Source organism: Streptomyces sp. NBC_01445 (assembly GCF_035918235.1).
In the GTDB taxonomy this organism is placed as follows: domain Bacteria; phylum Actinomycetota; class Actinomycetes; order Streptomycetales; family Streptomycetaceae; genus Streptomyces.
This window is the reverse complement of record NZ_CP109485.1, coordinates 7795587-7817492: the sequence shown is the minus strand read 5'-3', so window position 1 is coordinate 7817492 and position 21906 is coordinate 7795587. Positions and strand designations below refer to the sequence as shown.

Sequence of the window (21906 nt, the reverse complement as noted above, 5' to 3'; positions counted from 1 at the left end):
GCGGCGCCGTCAAGGCAGCCACTCGCCGTGCTCGCGCTCGGCCCACTCCCTCCCCACGAACCCGGTCCGCATGCCGAGCCGCGCCTCGGGGTCCGCCCACGCCTTCGCGATGTGCCCGGCGACCACGATGCCGAGGGCGAGGGACAGCCAGTCGTGCACGAAGGTGCTGCCGGTGCGCCAGGTGAGGGGCGCGAGGTGCGTGAACCACATGAGCAGGCCCGTGCCGAGCATCACCAGGACCGCTCCCCCGAGCCAGCCCGCGTACAGCTTCTGGCCCGCGTTGAACTTGCCCGCGGGCCTCGGGCCCGAGCGGCGCAGGGCGGAGCGAAGCCAGGTGCGGTCGTGCGGGACGAAGCGGTTCAGGCGGCGCAGGTCGGCGCGGAAGGCGCGGGACGCGAGGCCTACGAGGTAGGGCGCGGGCAGCAGGAGACCGGACCACTCGTGGAGCCTGACCACGAGTTCGCGGCGGCCGACGAGCTCCGCGAACTGGGGCACGTACAGGCAGGCCGCCGTCAGGATGCACAGGCCCATGAGGGCCGCCGTGGACCGGTGGACCCAGGTCTCGGTGCGGGTGAAGCGCCTTACGCGCGCGGTGAGTTCACTGGGTGGGTTCATCGTCGCGTCCGTTCGAGCGGCCGACCCACGCGTCCACGTCGTAGCCGCGCTCTTCCCAGTAGCCGGGTTCGACACGGTCGGTGACGGTGATGCCGGACAGCCATTTCGCCGACTTGTAGAAGTACATGGGGCCGACGTAGAGGCGGACCGGCCCGCCGTGGGTGTGACCGAGGGGCTTGTCCTGCATCCGCAGCGCGACGAGCACGTCGGCGCGGCGGGCCTGGGACAGCGTGAGGCTCTCGCTGTAGGTGCCGTCGAAGCAGGTCAGCCGCAGCGCCTTGGCGGACGGCCGGACCCCGGCCGCGTCCAGGATGGCGGAGAGGCGTACGCCCTCGAAGGGGGTTTCCGGCACGCGCCACCCGGTGACGCACTGGACGTCGCGCACGAGGCGGGTCTGCGGGAGCGCCCGCAGCGCGGGGAGCGTGTAGGTGGTGGGCCGGTCGACGAGGCCGTCGACGGTGAGGCGGTAGTCGGCGGCCGACCTGTTGGGGACGGAGGAGGCGACCGAGTAGTAGCGGAAGCCGCCGCCGTTCGGCAGGAGGTCCGTCAGGCCGGTGGGATCCTTGTCCGCGGCGTTGCCGAGGAAGGATTCGAGGCCGCGCTGAAGGGTGGGCGCGGCGGCGACGCCGAGGGCGCCGAGTCCGAGCATGCCGAGGACGAGACGGCGGCCGACGGGCGCGCCTCGCTGCTCGTCCCGCTCGGGCGGTACGGGTTCTTCCGGGTTCACACACTGATTCGAGCACCCGTGGCCGCCGGTGACCAGTGGCCACGGGTGTTCGTCAGCGTTCTGTCACTTCTGGGCGGGCACGCCGGCCGCCTTCTCCAGCTGGAACGCCTCGTTGCCGAGACCGATCCTGGCGTGCGCCTCGGGGTTCCTGCCGCGCAGGACGACGCCGTGGACGAAGCCGATGACGGCGGCCAGCGCGATGATGCCGGGCAGCACCCAGTTGAGGGAGGAGCCCGGGCCCGCGCCGACGAGGACGTCGAAGTCCTTGACCGTGTAGAAGGCGATGACGAGCAGCGCGATCCCGGCGATCCCCGACGCGATCAGGCGCCAGATCTGAGCGCCCGCTGCGCCGCGCCTGACGAAGAAGACGATCACGGCCAGCGAGGCGGTGGCCATCAGCAGGATGATGCCGAGGGCGCCGACGTTGCCGCCCCAGGTGAAGAGCTTGAGCACGGGCGCCGTCGGGTCGCCCGCCTTGCCGTCGTCGGTGACCGCGAAGGCCACGACGATGATCAGGGAGAGGGCGGTCTGGAGCAGGGAGCCGGTGCCGGGCGCGCCGCTGGAGCTGTTGGTGCGGCCGAAGGTGGCGGGCAGCAGTCCCTCGCGGCCCATGGCGAAGGCGTAGCGCGAGACGACGTTGTGGAAGCTGAGGAGCGCCGCGAACATGCCGGTGACGAAAAGGACATGGACGATGTCCGTGAACGTGCCGCCGAGCCTGCTCTCCGTCAGGAAGAACATCAGGCCCGCGCTCTGCTTCTGCGCGGTCGGGATGATCGCGGAGGGTCCCGCGGCGACGGTGAGCGCCCAGGAGCTGATGGCGAAGAAGACGGCGACGAAGCCGACCGCCATGAACATCACGCGCGGCACGAGGATGTGCGGGCGGCTGGTCTCCTCCGCGTACACGGGCGCCTGCTCGAAGCCGGTGAAGGCGGCGATGCAGAAGCACAGGGCGGTGCCGACGCCCGCGCCGGTGAGGGTGTCCGGGTTGAAGGCGTGCAGCGACAGGCCCTCCTTCGCCGGGTCGCCGATCGCCGCGATGTCGAAGATGACGACGAGCGCGACCTCCACGAGCAGGAGTACGCCGAGCACGCGCGCGTTCACGTCGATCTTCAGCAGGGCGAGCGCGCCGACCGCGAGCACGGCGACCAGCGCCGGGATCCACCAGGCGATGCTGAGGTCGAGGTAGGTGGCCAGGAGGTTGGACACCTCGAAGCCGAACATCCCGTAGATGCCGACCTGGAGGACGCTGTAGGCGACGAGCGCGACCAGAGCGGCGCCCGCACCGGCGGTCGGGCCGAGGCCGCGGGATATGTACGCGTAGAAGGCGCCGGCGTTGTGGACGTGCCGGCTCATCTCGGCGTAGCCGACGCTGAAGAGGGCGAGGACGACGCCCAGGATGAGGAAGAGCAGCGGCTGCCCGACGACACCCATCACGGCGAACGTGGTGGGCATGACGCCGGCGACCACCATGAGCGGGCCCGTCGCGGCCAGCACGGAGAGCAGCAGGCCCGCCGTGCCGAGGCGGCCGGCGCGCAGAGCGCTCTCCTGTCCCTTGAAGGTGTTGATCCCCGCGTCGGACGCGGGGGGTGGTGCCGTGTCGCTCGTGCTCGAACTGCCCGTCGTCATGGCGGGGTTGTCCCTTCCCTGTGGATGAGCGCTGCTGGTGCGGGTGTCTGGGGATGCCTGGGGGCGTCGTCCTAGGCCGTGCCGAGCGCGGCGCGGCGCGCGGCGCCGAACGCTTCGTGCGGGTCCCGGTCCGGGTACGACCAGGGGGCCGCGGTGGCGTGCCGGCCGATGCGGTGGAACAGGGCGGCGGCCTCCGCGGGCCTGCCCTCGCAGGACTTGGCGTGGGCGAGGAAGTTCAGGTCGACGCGGCCGCGCGGATGAACGGAGCGTTCCGGAGAGCCCCATTCGAGCCACCAGTCGAAGGCGGTCTTCATCACGACGCGGGCACGGCGGCCCGTCCAGTGTCCGGACGCCTTGGGGTCGGGCGGTTCACTGCCGGCGGCGGCGAGGACGCGGTAGCGCTCGGCGTGCGCGACGACGGGGAGGACGGCCAGCGGTGATCCGGGTCCGGCCTGTTCGGCGGCCCAGGACGCGAAGTCGTAGACCTCGTGGAGCGGGTCCTGGCCCGCGTCGGGGCGGCGTTCGGCGAGCCTGGCGACCATCAGGTGGTGGGCGTGGTGGTGCTCGGGGTGGCGGTGGCGGATCTCGTCGAAGAGGCGGACGACGTCCTCCTCGCGGCCCATGTCCCGTTCCAGGAGCAGGAGTCCGAGCCAGGGAGTGGGGTCGGCCGGCGCGAGGGCGGCGGCGTCGCGGCAGGCGTCGCGGGCCTTTTCGGGCCGCGACTTGCCGATACGGGCGCGCTGCACGGCGGCGAGGGCGAGCAGGACGGCGGCGTCGGCCGACTCGGGTTCGGCGAGCCGCCAGTCCCTGACCCAGGCGGCGGTCGTGGGTTCCTCGGCGAGGACGACGACGCGATGGCCGCGGCGGTCCCAGTCGTCGCCGGTGGCCGAGATCAGTTCCCTGACCTCGGTCCAGCGCCCCTGAGCGAGGGCCGCGCGGGCGGCCACGAGGCCGCTGTCGTCGAGCGCGGAGTCGAACGGGGCAGCGGCCCGCTTGCGGGCACGCCCGAGTGGTGGCGGGGGTGGGGGCACCGCAGGAAGTCCTCTACGACGCGGCTTACTTGAGGTGATCACGCACAGCAAAGCGGTACGGGGCGCTCCGAGTCAAGGGCAGACCAAGGGGCGGCCTTCACCAACTCGTTTCACAATCCTCCGAGTTCGCCCTCGCGATCGATCAATCCCCTTTCTCACCTGGGCTGTTGAGCTGGTGACACGAGACAGCACCCCGGACCGCAAAGAAGTGTCCGGGGTTCTGTCAAGGCGAGATTCAGCCGGTCGCGGCGGCCGCGGCACGGCCCGCCGCGCGGCCCGAGAAGAGGCAGCCGCCGAGGAAGGTCCCTTCGAGGGAGCGGTAGCCGTGCACGCCCCCGCCGCCGAACCCGGCCGCCTCCCCCGCCGCGTACACGCCCGGCAGGGGCTCACCGGCGTCGGTCAGGACGCGCGAGGACAGGTCGGTCTCCAGGCCGCCGAGCGACTTGCGGGTGAGGATGTTGAGGCGCACGGCGACCAGCGGGCCCGCCTTCGGGTCGAGGATGCGGTGCGGCGCCGTGGTGCGGATGAGGCGGTCGCCGAGGAACTTGCGGGTGCCGCGGATGGCGGTCACCTGGAGGTCCTTGGTGAAGGGGTTGACGATCTCGCGGTCGCGGGCGACGAGGGTGCGGCGCAGTGCGGCCTCGTCGATCAGCGGACCCGATGACTTCTCAGCCAGGGCGTTCATGCCGCGCACGAGAGCGGGAAGGTCCTTCTCGACGACGAAGTCGGCGCCGTTGTCCATGAAGGCCTTGACGGGCGCCGGCACGTCGGCGCGGGCCCGGTCGATGACGCCGCGCACCGACTTCCCGGTGAGGTCGGGGTTCTGCTCGGAGCCGCTGAGGGTGAACTCCTTGCCGATGATGCGCTGGTTGAGCACGAACCACGTGTAGCCGTATCCGGTCTTCATGATGTGGTCGAGGGTGCCGAGGGTGTCGAAGCCGGGGAAGAGCGGCACGGGCAGGCGTTCGCCGCGCGCGTCGAGCCAGAGCGAGGACGGGCCCGGCAGGATGCGGATGCCGTGCTTGTCCCAGATGGGGTTCCAGTTCTCGATGCCCTCGGTGTAGTGCCACATGCGGTCGCGGTTGATGAGGTGCGCGCCCGCGTCCTCCGTTATCCCGAGCATCAGGCCGTCGACGTGCGCGGGCACGCCGGAGAGCATCTTCTCGGGCGGGGTGCCGAGGCGCTCGGGCCAGTTGGCGCGGACCAGGTCGTGGTTTCCGCCGATGCCGCCGGAGGTGACGATCACCGCCTGCGCCTTGAGCTCGAAGGAGCCCGTGACCGTACGGCTGCTGCCCTGGCCTCGCTCGATGGACGACGGTTCGAGGATCTCGCCGCTGACGGTGTCGACGGCGCCGGCGCTGCGGGACAGGCCGGTCACCCGGTGCCGGAACTTCAGCTGCACGAGACCGCGCGCCACGCCCTCCCTGACGCGGCGCTCGAAGGGGGCGACGAGGCCGGGGCCGGTCCCCCAGGTGATGTGGAAGCGGGGCACCGAGTTCCCGTGCCCGTTCGCGTCGTAGCCGCCTCGCTCCGCCCAGCCGACCACGGGGAAGAACCGGACGCCCTGCTGGTGCAGCCAGGACCGCTTCTCGCCCGCGGCGAAGTCGACGTACGCCTCGGCCCACTTGCGCGGCCAGTGGTCCTCGGCACGGTCGAAGCCGGCGGTGCCCATCCAGTCCTGGAGCGCGAGCGCGTGGCTGTCCTTGATCCGCAGGCGGCGCTGCTCGGGCGAGTCGACGAAGAAGAGACCGCCGAAGGACCAGTGCGCCTGCCCGCCGATGGACTGCTCCGGCTCCTGGTCCAGCAGGATCACCTTGCGGCCCGCGTCCACGAGTTCCGCCACCGCCGCGAGCCCGGCAAGGCCCGCCCCGATCACGATCACGTCCGCGTCGTACGTCGTCATTGGGGTCCGTCCCTCTCGAAAGTTACCGGTGGGTCAGATCTTGGGCACGGGGGTCGGCGGCGTCAACCTCGCCGTCCGGGTCACTCGCGGGGCAGCCGGTGCCGCGGGGCGCTATCGTCGGCCATACACCCGTGCAACGACCCGCCCACGGCCGATCTTGATACCTGCATTCTCGAGGTGCGCAGCGTGTCGGTTCTCGTACTCGTCCTCGCCGTCTCCGCGGCCTTCTGTCTGGGCATCGGATTCGTGCTCCAGCAGAACGCTGCGCAGCACGCCCCGCTGAACGACTTCCTGTCGCCGCGCCTGCTCCTCGACCTCGTACGGGTGCCGCGCTGGCTGTTCGGCATAGGTTTCATGGTGTGCGGCATGGCGCTCGGCGCGATCGCGCTGGGCAACGGGGAGATCTCCCTCGTCGAGCCACTGCTCGCGACCAACCTCCTGTTCGCGCTCGCCCTCTCGCGCCACCAGACCCGCCAGCCGCTGGGCAAACAGGGCTGGGCGGGCCTGGCCCTGCTCGCGGGCGGGGTGACGGCCTTCATCGTGGCGGGCGAGCCACGCAGCGGGGACGCGGTCACCGACCCGCTGCGGCGCTGGCTGATCATCGGCGTGATGGTGGGCGGCGCGCTGCTGCTCACGGCGTACGCGAAGAAGTCGCGGATGAGCGCGGCCCCGGTCCTCCTCGGCGTGGCGGCCGGGCTCCTCTACGGGGTGCAGGACGCGCTGACGCGGATGAGCGGGCAGCTGTTCTCGTCGGGCGGCTGGGCCGGGTTGTTCACCAGCTGGCAGCCGTACGGGGTCCTGGTGCTGGGCGTCACGGGCCTGATCCTGGTGCAGAGCGCCTTCGAGATGGCGCCGCTGCGGATGTCGCTGCCCGCGCTGACGGCGGCGCAGCCGCTTGCGGGCATCGCGTGCGGGGTCGGCTTCATGGGCGACCAACTGCGCACGGATGCCGGGGCGCTCGCCTGGCAGGCGACCGGGCTCACGGCGATCGTTTCGGGGATCGTGCTGCTCGGGATGCATCCGGCGATGCCGACCGCGGGCCCTCGGGAGGGGGACCGGGCGGGGGTCGGGGTCTGAGCTGCCGGGGTCTTCCGGGTTCTGATGTCATGGGCGCATGACCCCTCCCACCGATCCCACGAACGCCGCTGAAGCCGCTGCCGCCCCGGATCCGGCGGCGGAGGTCCTCGACATCGTCGACGAGCACGACCGGGTGGTCGGGCAGGCCCCGCGCGGCGAGGCCTACGCACGCGGACTGCGCCACCGGTGCGTGTTCATCCAGGCCAGGGACTCCGCCGGCCGGATCTTCGTGCACCGCCGCACCCCGACGAAGCTGGTGTTCCCGTCCCTCTACGACATGTTCGTCGGCGGCGTCGTGGGCGCCGGCGAGTCCTACGACGACGCCGCCCTGCGCGAGGCGGAGGAGGAACTCGGCGTGTCCGGGCTGCCGCGCCCCGAGCCGCTGTTCAAGTTCCTGTACGACGGCGGGGCGGGCCGCACCTGGTGGTCGTACCTGTACGAGGTGCGCTGCGAGCTGCCGGTGGACCCGCAGGCCGAGGAGGTCGCCTGGCACGACTTCCTCACCGACGAGGAGCTGGAGCGGCGGCTTCCCGAGTGGCCGTGGGTGCCGGACGGGCTCGACGCGTACGAGCGGCTGCGGGCCTACCGTGCAGGGGCCGCGGGCCTGCCCGGGCCGCCCGGATAAGGTCGCCCCGTGATCGAATTTGTACGCAGTGTCCGCCTCTGGTTCGCACCCGAACGGGTGCGGGAGGACGGCGAGACACCCGACTACCGCTTCTCCCTGGCCAACGAGCGCACGTTCCTGGCCTGGCTGCGCACGGCGCTCGCGCTGATCGGCGGCGGGTTCGCCGTGGACCAGTTCCTGCCGGACCTGCGCTGGGCCTGGCGGGCCGGGCTCGCGCTCGCGCTGCTCGCGGCGGGCGCCCTGTGCTCCCTGCGCGCGGTCAGCCACTGGGTGCGCTGCGAGCGGGCGATGCGGCGGGGCGAGGACCTGCCCGTCTCGCGGTTCCCTGCACTGTTGAGCGTGGTCGTGGCGCTGGTGGCCGTCGCGATGGTGGTGGTCGTGCTCGCCGGGTGGGCGGGGTGAGCGGCCCGTCCGAGCCGCCCTGCGACGGACAGGGCGACGGAGGAACGGCCGGGCGCGATCCGGGGCTCCAGCCGGCGCGGACGCGGCTCGCCTGGCGGCGGACGACGCTGTCCTGCACCGTGGCCGCGATCCTCGCCGCCAAGACGACACTGAGTGGCGGCGCGGACACCCTCGGCGTGCTGGGCGCCGCCCTGTGCTTCCTGGCGTGGCTGGGGTTCCTGGCGGTGGCGCACCGCCGGATCCGCGATCTGGCTCTGCACGAGGCCAGGCCGCCCGTACTGACCGGGCGCGCGGCCGTGGTGGCGGTGGCCTGCTCGGTGGCGCTGGCCGCGTTCGCCGCGGCGCTGGTGGTGTGACGGCGACCTGCGCCGCTTCCAGCCCGCCGGTCAGTCGGTCCACGGCACGGTGACCACGATCTTGCCCCTGGTGCGGCCCTCGGCGCTCAGCCGCTGGGCGTCGGCGGCCCGTTCCAGCGGGAACGTCTCGTCGACGTGCACCGTGACCACGTCCTGTTCCGCGAGGTCCGCGAGGCGCGCGAGGTCGGCGGCGTCGGGGCGCACGAAGACGTAGTGGCCGCCCAGGTCGACGACCGAGGCGTCGGCGATGGACGCGAGCCGGCCGCCCGGCGCGAGCAGGTCCGCGGACACCTTCAGGGCCTCCCCGCCCACCGTGTCGAACGCGGCGTCCACGCCCTCCGGAGCGAGCGCCCGCACCCGCTCGGCGAGGCCGTCCCCGTACGTGATCGGTTCGGCGCCCAGCTCCCGCAGGAAGTCGTGGTTGCGTTCGCTCGCCGTGCCGATGACGCGGGCGCCGAGGTGGCGGCCCAGCTGGACCGCGATCGACCCGACGCCGCCGGCCGCCGCGTGGACGAGCACCACGTCACCCTCCTGCACGGCGAGAGCGCCGGTCAGGACCTGGTAGGCGGTGAGTCCGGTGAGCGGCAGCCCGGCGGCCTCCTCGTAGGTGAGGTTCCGGGGCTTGCGGGCCAGGGTGCGCACGGGCGCGGCGACGTACTCGGCGAAGGTCCCGCGGGAGAGGAAGTCCTCGCGCACGTACCCGATCACCTCGTCGCCGGTGACGAACTCGGTGACGGAGGAGCCGGGTTGGACCACGACGCCGGACACGTCCCAGCCGGGGATCACGGGGAAGACGGCGTCGAGCACCGGGTCGAGGTAGCCCTCGCGGGCCTTCCAGTCGACGGGGTTCACCGCCGCGGCCCTGACCTTCACCAGGACGGCGTCGGGCCCGACCTTGGGGTCGTGCGCCTCCCCGTATTCGAGTACCTCGGGACCGCCGTAGCCGCTGTAGCTGATCGCCTTCATCCGACGCACTCCTCGCGAAAGGCACAGGAACAGCACAAGGGTTCCATAACGGAATGATTCAGGCATTTCCGGCTAGCCTGACTTCATGACCACTCTCCATCAGGAACACCCCGTCCACGAGCACACCCACGGCGAGGGCTGCGGCCACGCGGCGGTCCCGCACGGCGACCACGTCGACTACGCGCACGACGGGCATCTGCACGCGGAGCACAACGGCCACTGGGACGAGTGCGAGCCCGGCGCCCACACCACGCACCAGGGCCACGAGCACCAGCACGGCCAGAACTGCGGGCATCAGGCCGTCACGCACGGCGATCACGTCGACTACGTCCACGACGGGCACCGGCACGCGCAGCACGAGGGCCACTGGGACGACCACTGACGGTCCGCAGGCCGCGCGGGGTGCGGCCGACGTTCTCGCCCGACGCACCCGCACCGCCCGGCCGCGGGCAGTAGCGTACGAGATGGATCACATTCAGCCTCCACCCTGGACGACATACCGACCGGTCGGCATCATGTGACGCGACACCGCTTCACTCTGCCTCCGGAGGACATCGATGAGCGCCGGCCACCCCCCAGGTCTTGATCTCGACCAGCTGCGCGGCCACCTCGACCGGGAGCGCCCGGGGCTCGTGGCCGGTCCGCTGTCCGGGCGTCTCGTCGAGGGCGGCCGGTCGAACCTCACGTACCTCGTCGGCGACGGCTCGTCGACCTGGGTGGTCCGCCGCCCGCCACTGGGCCATGTACTCGCCACCGCGCACGACATGAAGCGCGAGCACCGGGTGATCAGCGCCCTGCACCCGACGTCCGTGCCGGTGCCCGAGGCGCTGCTCATGTGCGAGGACGACAGCGTGCTCGGCGCGCCGTTCTACGTGATGGAGTACGTGGCGGGCACGCCGTACCGCACGGCCGACCAGCTCGCGCAGCTGGGCCCCGAGCGCACCCGCGCCGCCGTGCTCGCCCTCGTGGACACCCTCGTGGACCTGCACGCCGTGGACCCCGCCGAGGTCGGCCTCGCGGACTTCGGGCGGCCCGAGGGGTTCCTCGACCGGCAGCTGCGGCGCTGGGGCAAGCAGCTCGACGCGTCCAGGAACCGCGAGCTGGCCGGCGTCGACGAGCTGCACGCGGCGCTCGGCCGCTCGCTGCCCAGCTCGCCCGCCCCCACGATCGTGCACGGCGACTACCGCCTCGACAACGTCCTGATCAACGAGGACGCCGACGGCGTCGACCGGATCAAGGCCGTCCTCGACTGGGAGATGTCCACGCTCGGTGACCCGCTCACCGACCTCGGCCTGCTGGTGATGTACAGCGCGAAGCTGGACCTGCCCGACTCCCCCGTCTCCACGACGGCCGCAGCCGCCGGGCACCCCGACCCCGCCGAGATCATCGAGCGGTACGCCGCGCGCTCGGGGCGCGACGTCTCCGCCGTCTCCTGGTACACGGCCTTCGCGTGGTTCAAGCTCGCCGTGATCCTCGAAGGCATCCACTACCGCTACACCCTCGGCCAGACCGTCGGCGCCGGCTTCGACCGCATCGGTGAGCTCGTTCCCGTCTTCATCGACCACGGCCTGACGACCCTTCAGAAAGGCTGACCCGCGATGGACTTCGCATTCGACGCGCGCACCGAGGAACTGCGGGCGAAACTTCTCGCCTTCATGGACGAGCACGTGTACCCGGCCGAGGCCGTCGCGCACGAGCAGCGCGCGCAGCTCGCCTCCCCGTGGGACACCCCGGCCGTCGTCGAGGAGCTGAAGGCCGAGGCCAGGCGGCAGGGCCTGTGGAACCTCTTCCTGCCCGATGCCGAGTACGGCGCCGGGCTGACCAACCTCCAGTACGCGCCGCTGGCCGAGATCACCGGCCGCAGCCCGCAGTTGGCGCCCACGGCCCTCAACTGCGCGGCCCCCGACACCGGCAACATGGAGGTGCTGAGCCAGTTCGGCGACGAGCGCCAGAAGAAGCAGTGGCTGGAGCCGCTGCTCGCCGGTGAGATCCGCTCGGCGTTCGCGATGACCGAGCCCGAGGTGGCCTCCTCGGACGCCACGAACATCACCACGCTCATCGAGCGCTCCACCGACGGCTCCGAGTACGTCATCACCGGCCGCAAGTGGTACATCTCCGGGGCGATGAACCCGGACTGCAAGATCTTCATCGTGATGGGCAAGACGGACCCCGACGGCGCCGACATCCGCCGCCAGCAGTCCATGGTGCTCGTCCCCCGCGACACCCCCGGCCTCGAGATCCGGCGCGCCATGCAGGTGTACGGGTACGAGGACCACTACCACGGCGGTCACGCCGAGGTGGTCTTCGACCAGGTCCGTGTCCCCGTCGGCAACCTGATCGGCGAGGAGGGCGGCGGCTTCGCCATCGCCCAGGCGCGGCTCGGCCCGGGCCGTATCCACCACTGCATGCGGCTGATCGGCATGGCCGAGCGGGCCATCGAGCTGATGTGCAAGCGGGCCGTGGCCCGTACGGCGTTCGGCAAGCCGCTGGCCCAGCAGGGCGTCGTACAGGAGTGGATCGCGGACGCGCGGGTCGCGGTGGAGCAGCTGCGTCTCCTCGTCCTGAAGACGGCCTGGCTGATGGACACCGTCGGCAACAAGGGCGCCCACACGGAGATCCAGTCCATCAAGATCGCGACGCCGCGCACGGTCGTCGACATCATCGACCAGGCCGTGCAGCTGCACGGAGCGGGCGGCGTCAGCCAGGACTTCCCGCTGGCCGAGCTGTGGGCGGGAGCGCGCACCCTGCGCCTCGCGGACGGCCCCGACGAGGTCCACCAGCGCTCGCTGGCCCGGCGCGAGCTGAAGAAGTACCTGTGACGCGATGACCCCGTGACGGCCAAGGGCCCCCGCACTCGGCTCGAGTGCGGGGGCCCTTGGCCGTGTATCAGAGCGTGAGCGGCGTCAGGGACGCAGTGCGCGCAGCAGCAGGTCCGCCAGGTGGTCCGCGACCTCCTGCGGGGCGAGCGGGCCGCCCGGGCGGTACCAGGTGGAGAGGTGGTGCACAGAGCCGAAGTGGTAGTCGACCACCAGGTCGGCGGGGGTGGCCGTGGAGAACACGCCGGCCTGCTGGCCCTCCTCGATGAGGGCCCTGAACCGCTCGTGGTAGCGCCGCCGCTCGGCCCGCACCTGCTTGTGCTTCTCCGGGCCGAGCTGGTGCATGGATCGGAAGAAGATCGACGCGTCGTCGAGGTTCTCGATGGTCGTGACGACCACGTCGGCCGCGGCGTCGCGCAGCCGCTGCTCCACGGGGGCGTCGGCGTCCGCGAACGCGTCGAGGCGTTCCTGCTGCAGGCGGAGCACGCGCGCGTACACCTCGTGCAGCAGGTCGTCCTTCGAGCCGAAGTAGTGGTAGAGCGCACCCTTGGTGACGCCGGCCGCCTCGACGATCTCCTGGACCGAGGTGCGGTCAAAACCGCGTTCGGCGAAGAGCCGGGTGGCGGCGGCGAGCAGCCTCTGAGGGACGGGCGTACCGTCTCCGTCCGACGTCCTGGGCACTGCCGCCACCTGCCTTTCTCCTGCGATCAGCTGTTCTGTGTACGGGAACGCAGTTCCCGCCGGAGGATCTTCCCACTTGTCGTCTTCGGCAGCTCGGGCAGGATCTCCACTTCGCGCGGGTACTTGTACGCGGCGAGCCGCTCCTTGCAGTAGGCGGACAGGTCGTCGGGGCCCACCGAGGCGCCCGGGCGCAGGCTCACGTACGCCCTGACCGTCTCCCCTCGATAGGGGTCGGGGACGCCCACGACGGCGGCCTCGCGCACGGCCTCGTGGGTGTAGAGGACGTCCTCCACCTCGCGGGGCCAGACCTTGAAGCCGGAGGCGTTGATCATGTCCTTCTTGCGGTCGACGACGTAGAGCCAGCCGTCGGCGTCCATGAAGCCGATGTCTCCGGTGCGCAGTTCGCCGTCCGGGAAGGACTCGGCGGTGGCGTCGGGGCGCTTCCAGTAGCCGGGCACGACCTGGGGGCCACGGACGGCAATCTCGCCCTGCTCGCCGAAGGGCACCTCCTGGCCGAGGTCGTCCACGATCCGGACGACGCTCTCGGGGCCGGGGACGCCGACGGCGAGGGTGCCGGAGACGGGGTCGACGGGGGCTTCCTTGCCGGGCGGCACGGAGGCGCAGGGGGCGGTGCACTCGGTGAGGCCGTAGCCGTTGTGGATGTAGGGGCCGAAGCCGGCCCGGAACTTCTCCACGAGGGCGGGCGGCACCGGCGCGCCACCGGACGAGATCGACCGGAAGGACGCGAAGTGCTCGCGGGTCGCGGCCGGGTGCGCGGCGAGCGCCATGAACGCGGTGGAGGGACCCACGGTGTAGGCGGGCCGGTGCTCGGCGAACGCGTCCAGGACGACCCCGGCCTCGAAGCGGTACGCGAGGACGAGGGTGCCCGTGTTCGCGAAGGAGGAGACCAGTTCGCAGACCATGCCGGTGATGTGGAAGAGCGGCGCGAGCCCGAAGTACGTGCCGCCTTCGGGGATGCCGAGTCCGGTGCGCTGGCGCTCGGCGTTGTACGTGATGTTGCGGTGCAGGTTCGTGGCGCCCTTGGGCGTGCCACTGGTGCCGGAGGTGTAGCTGATGAGCGCGATGTCGTCCGGGCGCGGGTCGCGGCCCTCGGGCGCCGCGTTGCCCTGACGGGCGACCGTCAGGAGGTCGTCGGCGTCCTCGGCCTGCGGCTCGACGCGTTCGAACTTCAGGACGCGCTCGTCGCCCCGCGTCTGGAGGTCCAGCTCGCAGGCGGTGAGCACGATCCGTACGGGAGAGTCCGCGGCGGTCTCGCGCAGGTACGTCTCCCAGGCCCGGTCCGAGCAGATCAGGGCGGTCACGTCGGCGTCGTGCAGGACGTGGGTGACCTCGCCCGACTTGTACATCGGGTTGACCGGGACGACGGTGGCGCCCGCCTTGTAGGCGGCGAGGAGGCCGATCACGAAGTGCGGCGAGTTCTGCAGCATGAGGGCGGCGCGGTCGCCGCGTGCGAGACCGCGCGCGGCGAGGTGCCCGGCGACGGAGTCGCTGAGCTCGTCCAGCTCCCGGTAGCTGAGGCGGCCGTCGAAGTAGGCGACGGCGGTGCGGTCGGGAGCGGTGCGGACCGCGGCGCGGAAGGCGTGCAGCACGGAGTCGGCCGGGGTGACCGGGGCCCGCTGTGCCTCGGAGAGCCGGCCGAGCCACGGCTTGGCCGCGTAGATGGAGGAGCTCACTTCTGCGCCGCCTCCCACTTCTGCTGAATGTGGTTCATGTTCGACAGCCAGCGGTCGGGCGTCGCTGCCCTGGCCGCGTAGTAACCGGCGACCTCGGGGTGCGGGAGGATCAGGAAGCGGTCCTCCTCCATGCCCGCGAAGAGCGCGTCGGCGACGTCCTCGGGCTCGATCGCGGTCGGCGCGAGGACGAGCTCCCCGGCCGATCCGGAGGCGGTGAGCATGTCCGTACGTACGCCCTGCGGGCAGATCGCGTGGACCTTGAGCCCGCGGTGTCGGTAGGTGAGGGAGAGCCACTCGGCGAAGGCGTACGCGCCGTGCTTGGTGACGCTGTAGGGCGCGGCGCCGACCATCGTGAGCAGTCCCGCCGCGGAGACGGTGGAGACGAAGCGGCCGCTGCCGCGCTTCAGCCAGCCGGGCAGCAGGGCCTTCGCGGCGCGGACGTGGGCCATCACGTTGACGTCCCAGGCGTCGGCCCAGACCTGCTCGTCGGCGTCCTCGGTGCCGCCGGAGGCGAGCCCCGCGTTGGCGCAGTAGACGTCCACGGTGCCGTCCAGGGCGTCCAGCGCCTCGGGCACGATCTCGGAGGCGTCGCCCGGCACCGCTGTGGCGCCGATCTCGTCCGCGACCGCCTTGGCCTTCCCCGCGTCCAGGTCGTTCACGACGACGCGCGCTCCCGAAGCGGCGAAGCGGCGGGCGAGTGCGGCTCCGATGCCGCCTCCCGCGCCGGTGACGACGACCCCCGTGCCGTGCAGGCTGTCCACCATCGGTCTCCCTTGACTCGACTTTCCGTCACAGACTAAGCAGTCGGTCAGCCCAACGGAAGAGGTGTCGGCGGTCGGCTTCGTTCCGCGGGGGCGCGGCGCACGCTAGCGTGCGTGCACATGCCACCTTCCGCGATCACGGAGGTCACCACATGAACGTGTCCAGACGGAGCCTGCTCGCCGCCACCACCGCCTCGGCGGTGGCCGCCACGGCGGGCGCGGCGTCCCCCGCGCTCGCCGCGGAGAAGGACGGCGGCCGGCTCCGCACCGGTTTCGAGCGGCTCGCGGCCGACGGATACCGGATCCTCGCCGGGCAGAAGGTCGGCTTCGTGACGAACCCGACCGGCGTCACACGCGACGTCAAGCACATCGTCGACGTGATGCACGCCGACGAACGGGTGAAGCTGACCGCGGTGTTCGGGCCCGAGCACGGCTTCCGCGGCACGGCGCAGGCCGGCGGCTCGGAGGGGCGCTACGACGACCCGGCGACCGGACTGCCGGTCTACGACACCTACTTGAAGAGCGGGCAGGCGCTGGCGGACATCTTCACCGCGTCCGGTGTCGACACGGTCGTCTTCGACATCCAGGACGCGGGCGCACGCTTCTACACGTACATCTGGACGCTCTACGACTGCATGGAGGCCGCGCAGCTCGCGGGCAAGAAGTTCGTGGTACTCGACCGCCCGAACCCGGTGACCGGCCGGAACGCCTACGGACCCGTCCTGCACAAGGAGTTCGCGACGTTCGTCGGCCGCCGCGAGATCTCCCAGGCCCACGGGATGACGGTCACGGAGCTGGCGCGCCTGTTCAACGCCGAGTACCTCACCCGCCCCGTCGAACTCGAGACGGTCCGGATGACGGGCTGGAAGCGGCGCGACTTCTACGACGCGTCGGGGCTGCCGTGGGTGCCGCCGAGCCCGAACATGCCGACGCCCGACACCGCGCTGGTCTACTCGGGCACCTGCCTTTTCGAGGGCACGAACCTCTCCGAGGGCCGCGGCACGACCCGCCCCTTCGAACTGCTCGGCGCCGAGGACGTCGACGGGCGCTGGGCGGCCGCCGCCAATGAACTCCACCTGCCCGGCGTGGACTTCCGCGAGGCGTACTTCGCGCCGACGTTCTCCAAGTTCCAGGGCAAGACGATCGGCGGCGTGCAGATCCACGTCAGGGACCGGGCCGCGTACGACCCCGTACGCACCGGCATCGCGCTCCTGGTGACGGCGAAGAAGTCCTGGGCCGGCTTCGCGTGGCGCTCGGACAACTGGATCGACAAGCTCACCGGGTCCACCCAGGTGCGGACGATGATCGACGCCGGGGCGTCCACGGACGACGTGGTCGCGGCGTGGCAGGGCGAACTGGCGGCGTTCCGGGCGGTGCGCGGCCGGTACCTGGCGTACAAGTAGGGCACAGCCCCTGACGTCTCGCGATATGGGACGACCCGTTTCGCGTATTGACTGCCATGTACACGCACAACCACAGTGCAGTACGTGCTCAAAGACGACTCCACCAGGCAGAACACGGTCACCGGCGCGGATTCTGACGGGGACAGCCCCGAGAGCCTGCGCCGCGTGGCCGTCGCCAGTTTCATCGGGACCGCGATCGAGTTCTACGACTTCTACGTCTACGGAACGGCCGCCGCCCTCGTCCTCAACGAGGCGTTCTTCCCGAACCTCTCCTCCCTCAACGCGACCCTCGCATCCTTCTCGACGTACGCGGTGGCCTTCGCGGCCCGCCCCATCGGCTCGCTCCTGTTCGGCCACTTCGGCGACCGCGTCGGCCGCAAGTCCGTCCTCGTCGCCTCGCTGCTCCTGATGGGCCTGTCGACGGCGTGCGTCGGCCTGCTGCCCGGGTACGGCACCTTGGGCGTGTGGGCGCCGCTGCTGCTCGTCCTGCTGCGCTTCCTCCAGGGCGTGGGCCTCGGCGGCGAGTGGGGCGGGGCGGCGCTGCTCGCCGTGGAGCACGCGCCGCGCGGCAAGCGCGGCCTGTTCGCCGCGTTCCCCCAACTCGGCCCTTCCGTCGGCTTCTTCGCGGCGACGGGAATCTTCTGGATCCTGTCGACCACGCTCGACGACGAGGCGTTCCACTCCTGGGGCTGGCGCGTGCCGTTCCTGCTCTCCTTCCTGCTGGTCGCCGTCGGCCTCTTCGTGCGGCTGAAGATCAGTGAGACACCTGTGTTCGCCAAGGTGATGAAGGAGCAGGAGGCGAGCAAGGCCCCTGCGCTGGAGGTCTTCAAGCGCCACCCCCGCGAGCTCCTGCTCGGCGCGGGCGGCATGGTGGTCGCGTACGGGCTCTTCTACACGGCCACCACGTACTGCCTCGCCTACGGCACCACGACCCTCGGTGTCCCGCGCAACACGATGCTCGCGGTCTCGCTCGTCGCCTGCCTCTTTCTCGCGGCGGGCACCTGGCTGGCCGCGACCCGTTCCGACGCGGGCGGGCGCCGCAAGCTGGTGCTCGCCGGCGCCGGGCTCGCGGTGGTCTGGGGTCTGGTCCTCTTCCCGCTCATGGACACCGAGCAGCCCGTGCTGATCGCGCTCGCCCTGGGCGGCGCGCTGTTCTGCATGGGTGTCGTGTACGGGCCGATGGGCGCGTATCTGCCGGAGCTGTTCGGGGTGCGCGTGCGCTACTCCGGGGCGTCGTTCGCGTACAACCTGGGCGGGGTGCTCGGCGGCGCGGTGGCGCCGCTCGTGGCGACGCGGCTCCAGGGCGAGTTCGGCTCGTCCTCGGTGGGCTGGTACGTCAGCGCGATGGCCGTCGTCTCCCTGCTCTGCGTCCTCGCCCTGCCGGAGACGCGGGAGCGCGAACTGGGCTGACCTCCATGGGGCACGCGTGTGCGTGCCCCATGGAAGCGGCCAACTACGGTCGGTGCGAGGGAAATTCGACGACCTGCTGGTACGTCGGACGGTTCTGCCACTGGATCCCGCGGTGCGTGATGCCGCCGAGGGCCCGGTGGATGATCGTGTCCGAGCACCACTGGTCGCCGGCCTTGCACGCGTCGTCGCCGGGGTAGACCTCGGCGGCGGGTTCGGCAGCGGCCTGCGTGAGCGTGGCGAGCAGGGCGTCGCGGCAGGCGTCGAGCTTGCCACCGCCGCAGTAGGCGGCGCCGAGCTTGCCCTTCACCGGCTGCCCGAGGACCGTACGCAGGTCCTTGTCGACGTAGCCCCACCAGCCGTACTGGAAGGCCGATCCCGCGTGCGCGCCGGTCGGACCGTGGCCCGCGGACGGCGACTCGTCGACGGTCAGCTGGCCGGTGAGCGCCCCGTACAGGTCACCCCCGAGGCCGGGTTCGAACTCGGCCTTCACCAGGAGCGGCCACCAGGCGTCCATGATGCGTACGGCATCCGGGTGCGCGTAGGTGTGCGAGCCGGCCGCGGTCTGGTTGCGCTGGGCTCCCGCCTTGCGCCAGGCCTCCAGCTGCTGCACGGCCTTGTTCAGGGCCGGGTCGTCGACGGGCTTGCTGCGGACGACCTTGAGGATCTCGGGCAGCACCTGCTCACCCCGCAGATCCGTGAGGGCGGCCTCCTCCATGGCCTGGGTGAGCGCGGCCCTCGTCACGCCGCCCTCGGCGGTGAGCTTCTTCACGCGCCCGTCGAGCAGATCGGCGCGGTGCACGGCGCCGAGGCTGAAGTTGGCGGCGCCGAACCCCTTGGCCTGCTTGTTGTTCCAGGAGATGTAGTAGTCCTGGTCGACGGAGTTCGGGTGCTCGGACGGCGGCGAGTACGCGGCCGTGTTGTCCGCCGGGTCGAAGTCCCGCCACTCGTAGGTCTTTTCGGCCTTCACCGGGAAGGATGCGTCGACGTCGTCGGCGCGCACCGGGTTGGCGCCGCTGTTGTAGTACGCGATGTCGCGCGAGTCGGCGTAGAACCAGTTGAAGGCGTAGCTGATGTGCTGCGCCGCCTTCTCGAAGGTCGCGGCGTCCTTCACGTACGACGGGTCGTTCAGCATCTGGAAGCCGATGATGGAGTCGGCCTCGTGCCGGTACGTCGAGCGCAGTGAGGTGTACGCGACGGGCTTGCCGTCGACCGTCGCACGGTGCGTGACGATGCCGTACTTCGTGCGGAAGACCTGCATCCGGTAGGAGCCGGCCGCCGTGGAGTCGGCGAGGGTCGGCTTCCAGGCGTTCTTCTTCTCCAGCTTCTCCATGGGCGTGCAGGTGCCGCGGTACAGGTAGCTGGTGGACTGCCTGGTGGGGGTGCCACCGCCCGGCTCGCACAGCTCCACCGCGTACGTGTCCGTGATGTCCTGGCCCGCCGAGGTCGCCGACCAGGCGTAGTCCTGGCCGCGGCCGAGCTGGATGTACATGCCGACGCCCGCGAACGAGACGCCGCGCGCGCTGATGCCCGGGCCCTGGAGCTCCTGCATCATCAGCAGCTGCGGGGCGAAGTACCCGGTCTGCGGGCCGAACACGGCGACCGGATGGCCGGACGCGGTGTGCTTGCCGGAGACGAGGAGGGCGTTGGACATGCCCTTCTTCGAGTCGGAGTTCCGGAACGTGTCCGCGGGCAGCACGCCGTTGTCGTACATGCCCTGGAGCGGCTTGAGCTTCGCCGGTGCCTTGACGGGGGTCCTGCGCCCCGCCTCGGCCGGCTTGGCCGAGCCCTCGCGGTCGTAGACGAGCGGTTCGCTCTCGACGGTGCCCTTGTCGGGCAGCGCCTCCCCGCGCGGGTTCTTCGGCCTGGCCCCGTACGGGAAGCTCGTGCCGTCGTGGATGGTCGCCACGGCCTCGGGGTCGTCGCGCCCGCGGAAGGACTCCCAGACGTCGGTGCCCCGCTCGACGCCGTACTTCTGCTGCGCCGACAGGAGCGAGAGTGCCTGGCCGACCTCTCCCCCGCCGCCGCCCCCGAAGAGGCCGCCGACGACCGAGGCCAGCGCGATCATGTCGGTCACCTTGAACGGCTGGATCTCGCCCACGTTCGTGATCGCGTCGATCTTGCCGGTCAGGACGTACTCGCCGGGGAAGTAGCGGCCGTTCTTCGACTTCTCGCGATAGGCGTTGAGCCCGTCGATATAGGCCTGCGCGTCGTCCATGGCCTGCTTGCCGCGCTCGCCCTGCGTGGTCCTGATGTACTCGACCTGCCGCTCCAGGTCCTGCTCGGTGTACGGGGCCTGCGGCCAGAACTCCTGCTCGAGCCCCTGGTTCGCGAGGGCACCGCCCGCGAACGACGTGAGCTCCCCGCGGCCGATGTGCCGGAACAGGTCGATCAGCCAGAGCCGGTCCTGACCTGCGGCGTAGCCGGCGCCGAACTCTGTTCCGTAACGCGTGGAACCTTTGACGTGGGGTACACCGTTCTTCTTGTCACGGGTGATCGTCACATCGTCGCGGGGGCGCGTGAAGGAACCGACCTGACCATCGGGGACCCCGAAGGAGGAGTCGTTGAAGAACTGGGTGAGGGTGTCGTCCGTCAGGGACGGATACCCGGCGGAGAGCGCGTCGTAGGGGCCGAGTTGATCGTCGGCGTGGGCGGGCTGGGTGCCGAGGACGCGGTGGCCGAGAATCTCGGCCAGCGTGGCGCTGCCGTTCGCGCCGGGCGGCAGGATGTCCGCGCACCGGCCCGCGCAGTAGTCGGGCGCCGGTGGCGGCTCCGCGGCGGACGCCCCGCCGGCCGGGGACAGCAGCCCCGCCGTGAGGACGAACACCGCTGTGGCGGCCGTGCGCTTGAGAGTTCTACGGAGGCTTCTGTGCTGGCTGGTTCGTGGGGTGCGCCGTCGCATGCCTGATCCTCCCGACGATGGTGCGCCGGAGGTTACCGGCGGTAGGCCCCCGGCTGAAGATGAACATGCGTCACTTTTTCGGAATCGCCACACGGGACCCCCTGGGACGTACCGGCCCCAGGAGGTACCGCTGACGGAGTCCATCGGAATTCGGATGGACCGGCATGGATCCGAATCGAGTGTCGATACGTCTATTCGGCGACGTCCGTTCGACGACGACGCCGAAGTACATGTACGTGTGACGGAGGTGCAGGGCGATGGCCGGATTCCGGAGTCTGGCGAGACAAACGCGCGACCCGCGCAATGATCTGGCACTGCGGCGGTACTCGCTGCGCAAGTGCCTGGAGCGGTTTGCCCCTTACGGGCACCGTGCGACCTGGGACCACCTGTGCTCGCGGGCCGGGTTCGACCCCGAGGACCGCTCCCCCGAGCCGGCGCGGCTGACGGCCGCGCTCGACGAGCTCGAGGAGGCGCGGGCGGTCTGGCTCGCGTACGAGACGCAGTTCGCGGAGCGCCGCCGCAAGGAGAAGCACGACGGGCTGCGCAGTCCGGGCACGGTCGACGACTGGCACCGGCTGACCTGGGGCGGCTTCGGCGTCGCTTGGTGCGACGACCCGATGGTCCACCCCTCCGAACCCCTCGCGGAAGTCCTGAACCGGCTGATCGCGGCCCTGGAGCGCGAGCCCGGCACGGCCTGTCCCGTCTGCACCGGCACGGCACTCCTCTGGAAGCACGACCTGGCGCACGAACCGTCGTCAGGACCGGTCTGCACCCACTGCGGCATCGTGGTGCCGCGCCCCGTCCTCACCCCCGCGTCCCTGGCCGGAGCCTGGCGGGCGCGGGTCCTTGTCTCGGCGTAGAGCGCATCGGCACGAGCACGACTGTGTGAGCACGGGGGTGCCGCCCATGAGCCG

General features: G+C 71.3%; 20 protein-coding genes. 10 read left to right on the top strand and 10 right to left on the bottom strand.

What is annotated here, in order from left to right; all coding sequences use genetic code 11:
* Nucleotides 1-9: 9 nt before the first annotated feature.
* From OG574_RS35565 to OG574_RS35545, 5 genes are all read right to left on the bottom strand, one after another.
* Nucleotides 10-615: a cytochrome b/b6 domain-containing protein gene (locus OG574_RS35565; protein WP_326776547.1), complete on the bottom strand. Its 606-nt coding sequence runs from the start codon at nt 613-615 to the stop codon at nt 10-12.
* Complete coding sequence (locus OG574_RS35560) at nt 599-1264, bottom strand: molybdopterin-dependent oxidoreductase (protein ID WP_326778734.1); 666 nt, start codon at nt 1262-1264, stop codon at nt 599-601. Before OG574_RS35560 ends, OG574_RS35565 begins: the two co-directional genes overlap by 17 nt.
* Nucleotides 1265-1405: 141 nt before the next feature.
* The gene (locus OG574_RS35555) at nt 1406-2968 is read right to left on the bottom strand and encodes an APC family permease (RefSeq protein WP_326776546.1); all 1563 of its coding nucleotides are present in this window, start codon (nt 2966-2968) and stop codon (nt 1406-1408) included.
* A 71-nt stretch (nt 2969-3039) separates the two neighbouring features.
* Nucleotides 3040-3999 (bottom strand): hypothetical protein, encoded by a 960-nt coding sequence (locus tag OG574_RS35550; RefSeq protein WP_326776545.1) that lies wholly within the window; start codon nt 3997-3999, stop codon nt 3040-3042.
* A 235-nt stretch (nt 4000-4234) separates the two neighbouring features.
* Entirely contained in the window at nt 4235-5902 is a 1668-nt protein-coding gene (locus tag OG574_RS35545; protein WP_326776544.1) for an FAD-binding dehydrogenase, read from the bottom strand.
* 186 nt (nt 5903-6088) lie between these two features.
* On the opposite strand from OG574_RS35545, the gene OG574_RS35540 reads away from it, so the two are divergent.
* The 4 genes from OG574_RS35540 to OG574_RS35525 are packed head-to-tail and all read left to right on the top strand — an operon-like array spanning nt 6089 to nt 8362.
* Nucleotides 6089-6979: a DMT family transporter gene (locus tag OG574_RS35540; RefSeq protein ID WP_326776543.1), complete on the top strand. Its 891-nt coding sequence runs from the start codon at nt 6089-6091 to the stop codon at nt 6977-6979.
* A 37-nt stretch (nt 6980-7016) separates the two neighbouring features.
* Nucleotides 7017-7604: an NUDIX hydrolase gene (locus OG574_RS35535; protein WP_326776542.1), complete on the top strand. Its 588-nt coding sequence runs from the start codon at nt 7017-7019 to the stop codon at nt 7602-7604.
* Nucleotides 7605-7613: 9 nt separating this feature from the next.
* Nucleotides 7614-8006 carry a YidH family protein gene (locus OG574_RS35530; protein ID WP_100598136.1) on the top strand — a complete coding sequence of 131 codons (393 nt, stop codon included), beginning with the start codon at nt 7614-7616 and terminating at the stop codon, nt 8004-8006.
* Nucleotides 8003-8362, top strand: a complete 360-nt coding sequence (locus OG574_RS35525) for a DUF202 domain-containing protein (RefSeq protein WP_326776541.1) — start codon at nt 8003-8005, stop codon at nt 8360-8362. The genes OG574_RS35530 and OG574_RS35525 overlap by 4 nt, the downstream gene beginning before the upstream one ends.
* Before the next feature lie 30 nt (nt 8363-8392).
* On the opposite strand, the gene OG574_RS35520 is transcribed toward OG574_RS35525, so the two are convergent.
* Nucleotides 8393-9328: an NADP-dependent oxidoreductase gene (locus OG574_RS35520; protein WP_100598135.1), complete on the bottom strand. Its 936-nt coding sequence runs from the start codon at nt 9326-9328 to the stop codon at nt 8393-8395.
* Between the two features lie 85 nt (nt 9329-9413).
* On the opposite strand from OG574_RS35520, the gene OG574_RS35515 reads away from it, so the two are divergent.
* From OG574_RS35515 to OG574_RS35505, 3 genes are all read left to right on the top strand, one after another.
* The gene (locus OG574_RS35515) at nt 9414-9710 is read left to right on the top strand and encodes a hypothetical protein (protein ID WP_100598134.1); all 297 of its coding nucleotides are present in this window, start codon (nt 9414-9416) and stop codon (nt 9708-9710) included.
* 175 nt (nt 9711-9885) lie between these two features.
* Entirely contained in the window at nt 9886-10920 is a 1035-nt protein-coding gene (locus tag OG574_RS35510) for a phosphotransferase family protein (protein WP_326776540.1), read from the top strand.
* 6 nt (nt 10921-10926) lie between these two features.
* The gene (locus OG574_RS35505) at nt 10927-12147 is read left to right on the top strand and encodes an acyl-CoA dehydrogenase family protein (RefSeq protein ID WP_326776539.1); all 1221 of its coding nucleotides are present in this window, start codon (nt 10927-10929) and stop codon (nt 12145-12147) included.
* Between the two features lie 84 nt (nt 12148-12231).
* Here the strand turns inward: OG574_RS35505 and OG574_RS35500 are convergent, their stop codons facing one another.
* Genes OG574_RS35500 through OG574_RS35490 form a run of 3 tightly spaced genes read right to left on the bottom strand, consistent with a single transcriptional unit; the run spans nt 12232 to nt 15283 of the window.
* Nucleotides 12232-12825 (bottom strand): TetR/AcrR family transcriptional regulator, encoded by a 594-nt coding sequence (locus tag OG574_RS35500; protein ID WP_100598172.1) that lies wholly within the window; start codon nt 12823-12825, stop codon nt 12232-12234.
* Between the two features lie 26 nt (nt 12826-12851).
* Entirely contained in the window at nt 12852-14519 is a 1668-nt protein-coding gene (locus OG574_RS35495; RefSeq protein ID WP_326776538.1) for a class I adenylate-forming enzyme family protein, read from the bottom strand.
* Entirely contained in the window at nt 14516-15283 is a 768-nt protein-coding gene (locus tag OG574_RS35490) for an SDR family oxidoreductase (protein ID WP_326776537.1), read from the bottom strand. Before OG574_RS35490 ends, OG574_RS35495 begins: the two co-directional genes overlap by 4 nt.
* Before the next feature lie 149 nt (nt 15284-15432).
* On the opposite strand from OG574_RS35490, the gene OG574_RS35485 reads away from it, so the two are divergent.
* Nucleotides 15433-16683 (top strand): exo-beta-N-acetylmuramidase NamZ family protein, encoded by a 1251-nt coding sequence (locus OG574_RS35485; RefSeq protein ID WP_326776536.1) that lies wholly within the window; start codon nt 15433-15435, stop codon nt 16681-16683.
* Between the two features lie 84 nt (nt 16684-16767).
* Nucleotides 16768-18093 carry an MFS transporter gene (locus OG574_RS35480; RefSeq protein WP_326776535.1) on the top strand — a complete coding sequence of 442 codons (1326 nt, stop codon included), beginning with the start codon at nt 16768-16770 and terminating at the stop codon, nt 18091-18093.
* A 43-nt stretch (nt 18094-18136) separates the two neighbouring features.
* Here OG574_RS35480 and OG574_RS35475 read toward each other — a convergent pair whose 3' ends face one another.
* Nucleotides 18137-20992 carry a penicillin acylase family protein gene (locus OG574_RS35475; RefSeq protein ID WP_326776534.1) on the bottom strand — a complete coding sequence of 952 codons (2856 nt, stop codon included), beginning with the start codon at nt 20990-20992 and terminating at the stop codon, nt 18137-18139.
* Nucleotides 20993-21249: 257 nt separating this feature from the next.
* Here OG574_RS35475 and OG574_RS35470 point away from each other — a divergent pair, with 257 nt between their 5' ends.
* Nucleotides 21250-21852, top strand: coding sequence for a hypothetical protein (locus OG574_RS35470; protein WP_326776533.1), 603 nt, complete (start codon nt 21250-21252; stop codon nt 21850-21852).
* Nucleotides 21853-21906: the final 54 nt, after the last annotated feature.

Coding starts and splice junctions, on each gene's coding strand:
- OG574_RS35565 (WP_326776547.1), bottom strand. CDS start 615: ATGAACCCACCCAGTGAACTCACCGCGCGCGTAAGGCGCTTCACCCGC.
- OG574_RS35560 (WP_326778734.1), bottom strand. CDS start 1,264: ATGCTCGGACTCGGCGCCCTCGGCGTCGCCGCCGCGCCCACCCTTCAG.
- OG574_RS35555 (WP_326776546.1), bottom strand. CDS start 2,968: ATGACGACGGGCAGTTCGAGCACGAGCGACACGGCACCACCCCCCGCG.
- OG574_RS35545 (WP_326776544.1), bottom strand. CDS start 5,902: ATGACGACGTACGACGCGGACGTGATCGTGATCGGGGCGGGCCTTGCC.
- OG574_RS35535 (WP_326776542.1), top strand. CDS start 7,017: ATGACCCCTCCCACCGATCCCACGAACGCCGCTGAAGCCGCTGCCGCC.
- OG574_RS35520 (WP_100598135.1), bottom strand. CDS start 9,328: ATGAAGGCGATCAGCTACAGCGGCTACGGCGGTCCCGAGGTACTCGAA.
- OG574_RS35515 (WP_100598134.1), top strand. CDS start 9,414: ATGACCACTCTCCATCAGGAACACCCCGTCCACGAGCACACCCACGGC.
- OG574_RS35510 (WP_326776540.1), top strand. CDS start 9,886: ATGAGCGCCGGCCACCCCCCAGGTCTTGATCTCGACCAGCTGCGCGGC.
- OG574_RS35505 (WP_326776539.1), top strand. CDS start 10,927: ATGGACTTCGCATTCGACGCGCGCACCGAGGAACTGCGGGCGAAACTT.
- OG574_RS35490 (WP_326776537.1), bottom strand. CDS start 15,283: ATGGTGGACAGCCTGCACGGCACGGGGGTCGTCGTCACCGGCGCGGGA.
- OG574_RS35485 (WP_326776536.1), top strand. CDS start 15,433: ATGAACGTGTCCAGACGGAGCCTGCTCGCCGCCACCACCGCCTCGGCG.
- OG574_RS35475 (WP_326776534.1), bottom strand. CDS start 20,992: ATGCGACGGCGCACCCCACGAACCAGCCAGCACAGAAGCCTCCGTAGA.
- OG574_RS35470 (WP_326776533.1), top strand. CDS start 21,250: ATGGCCGGATTCCGGAGTCTGGCGAGACAAACGCGCGACCCGCGCAAT.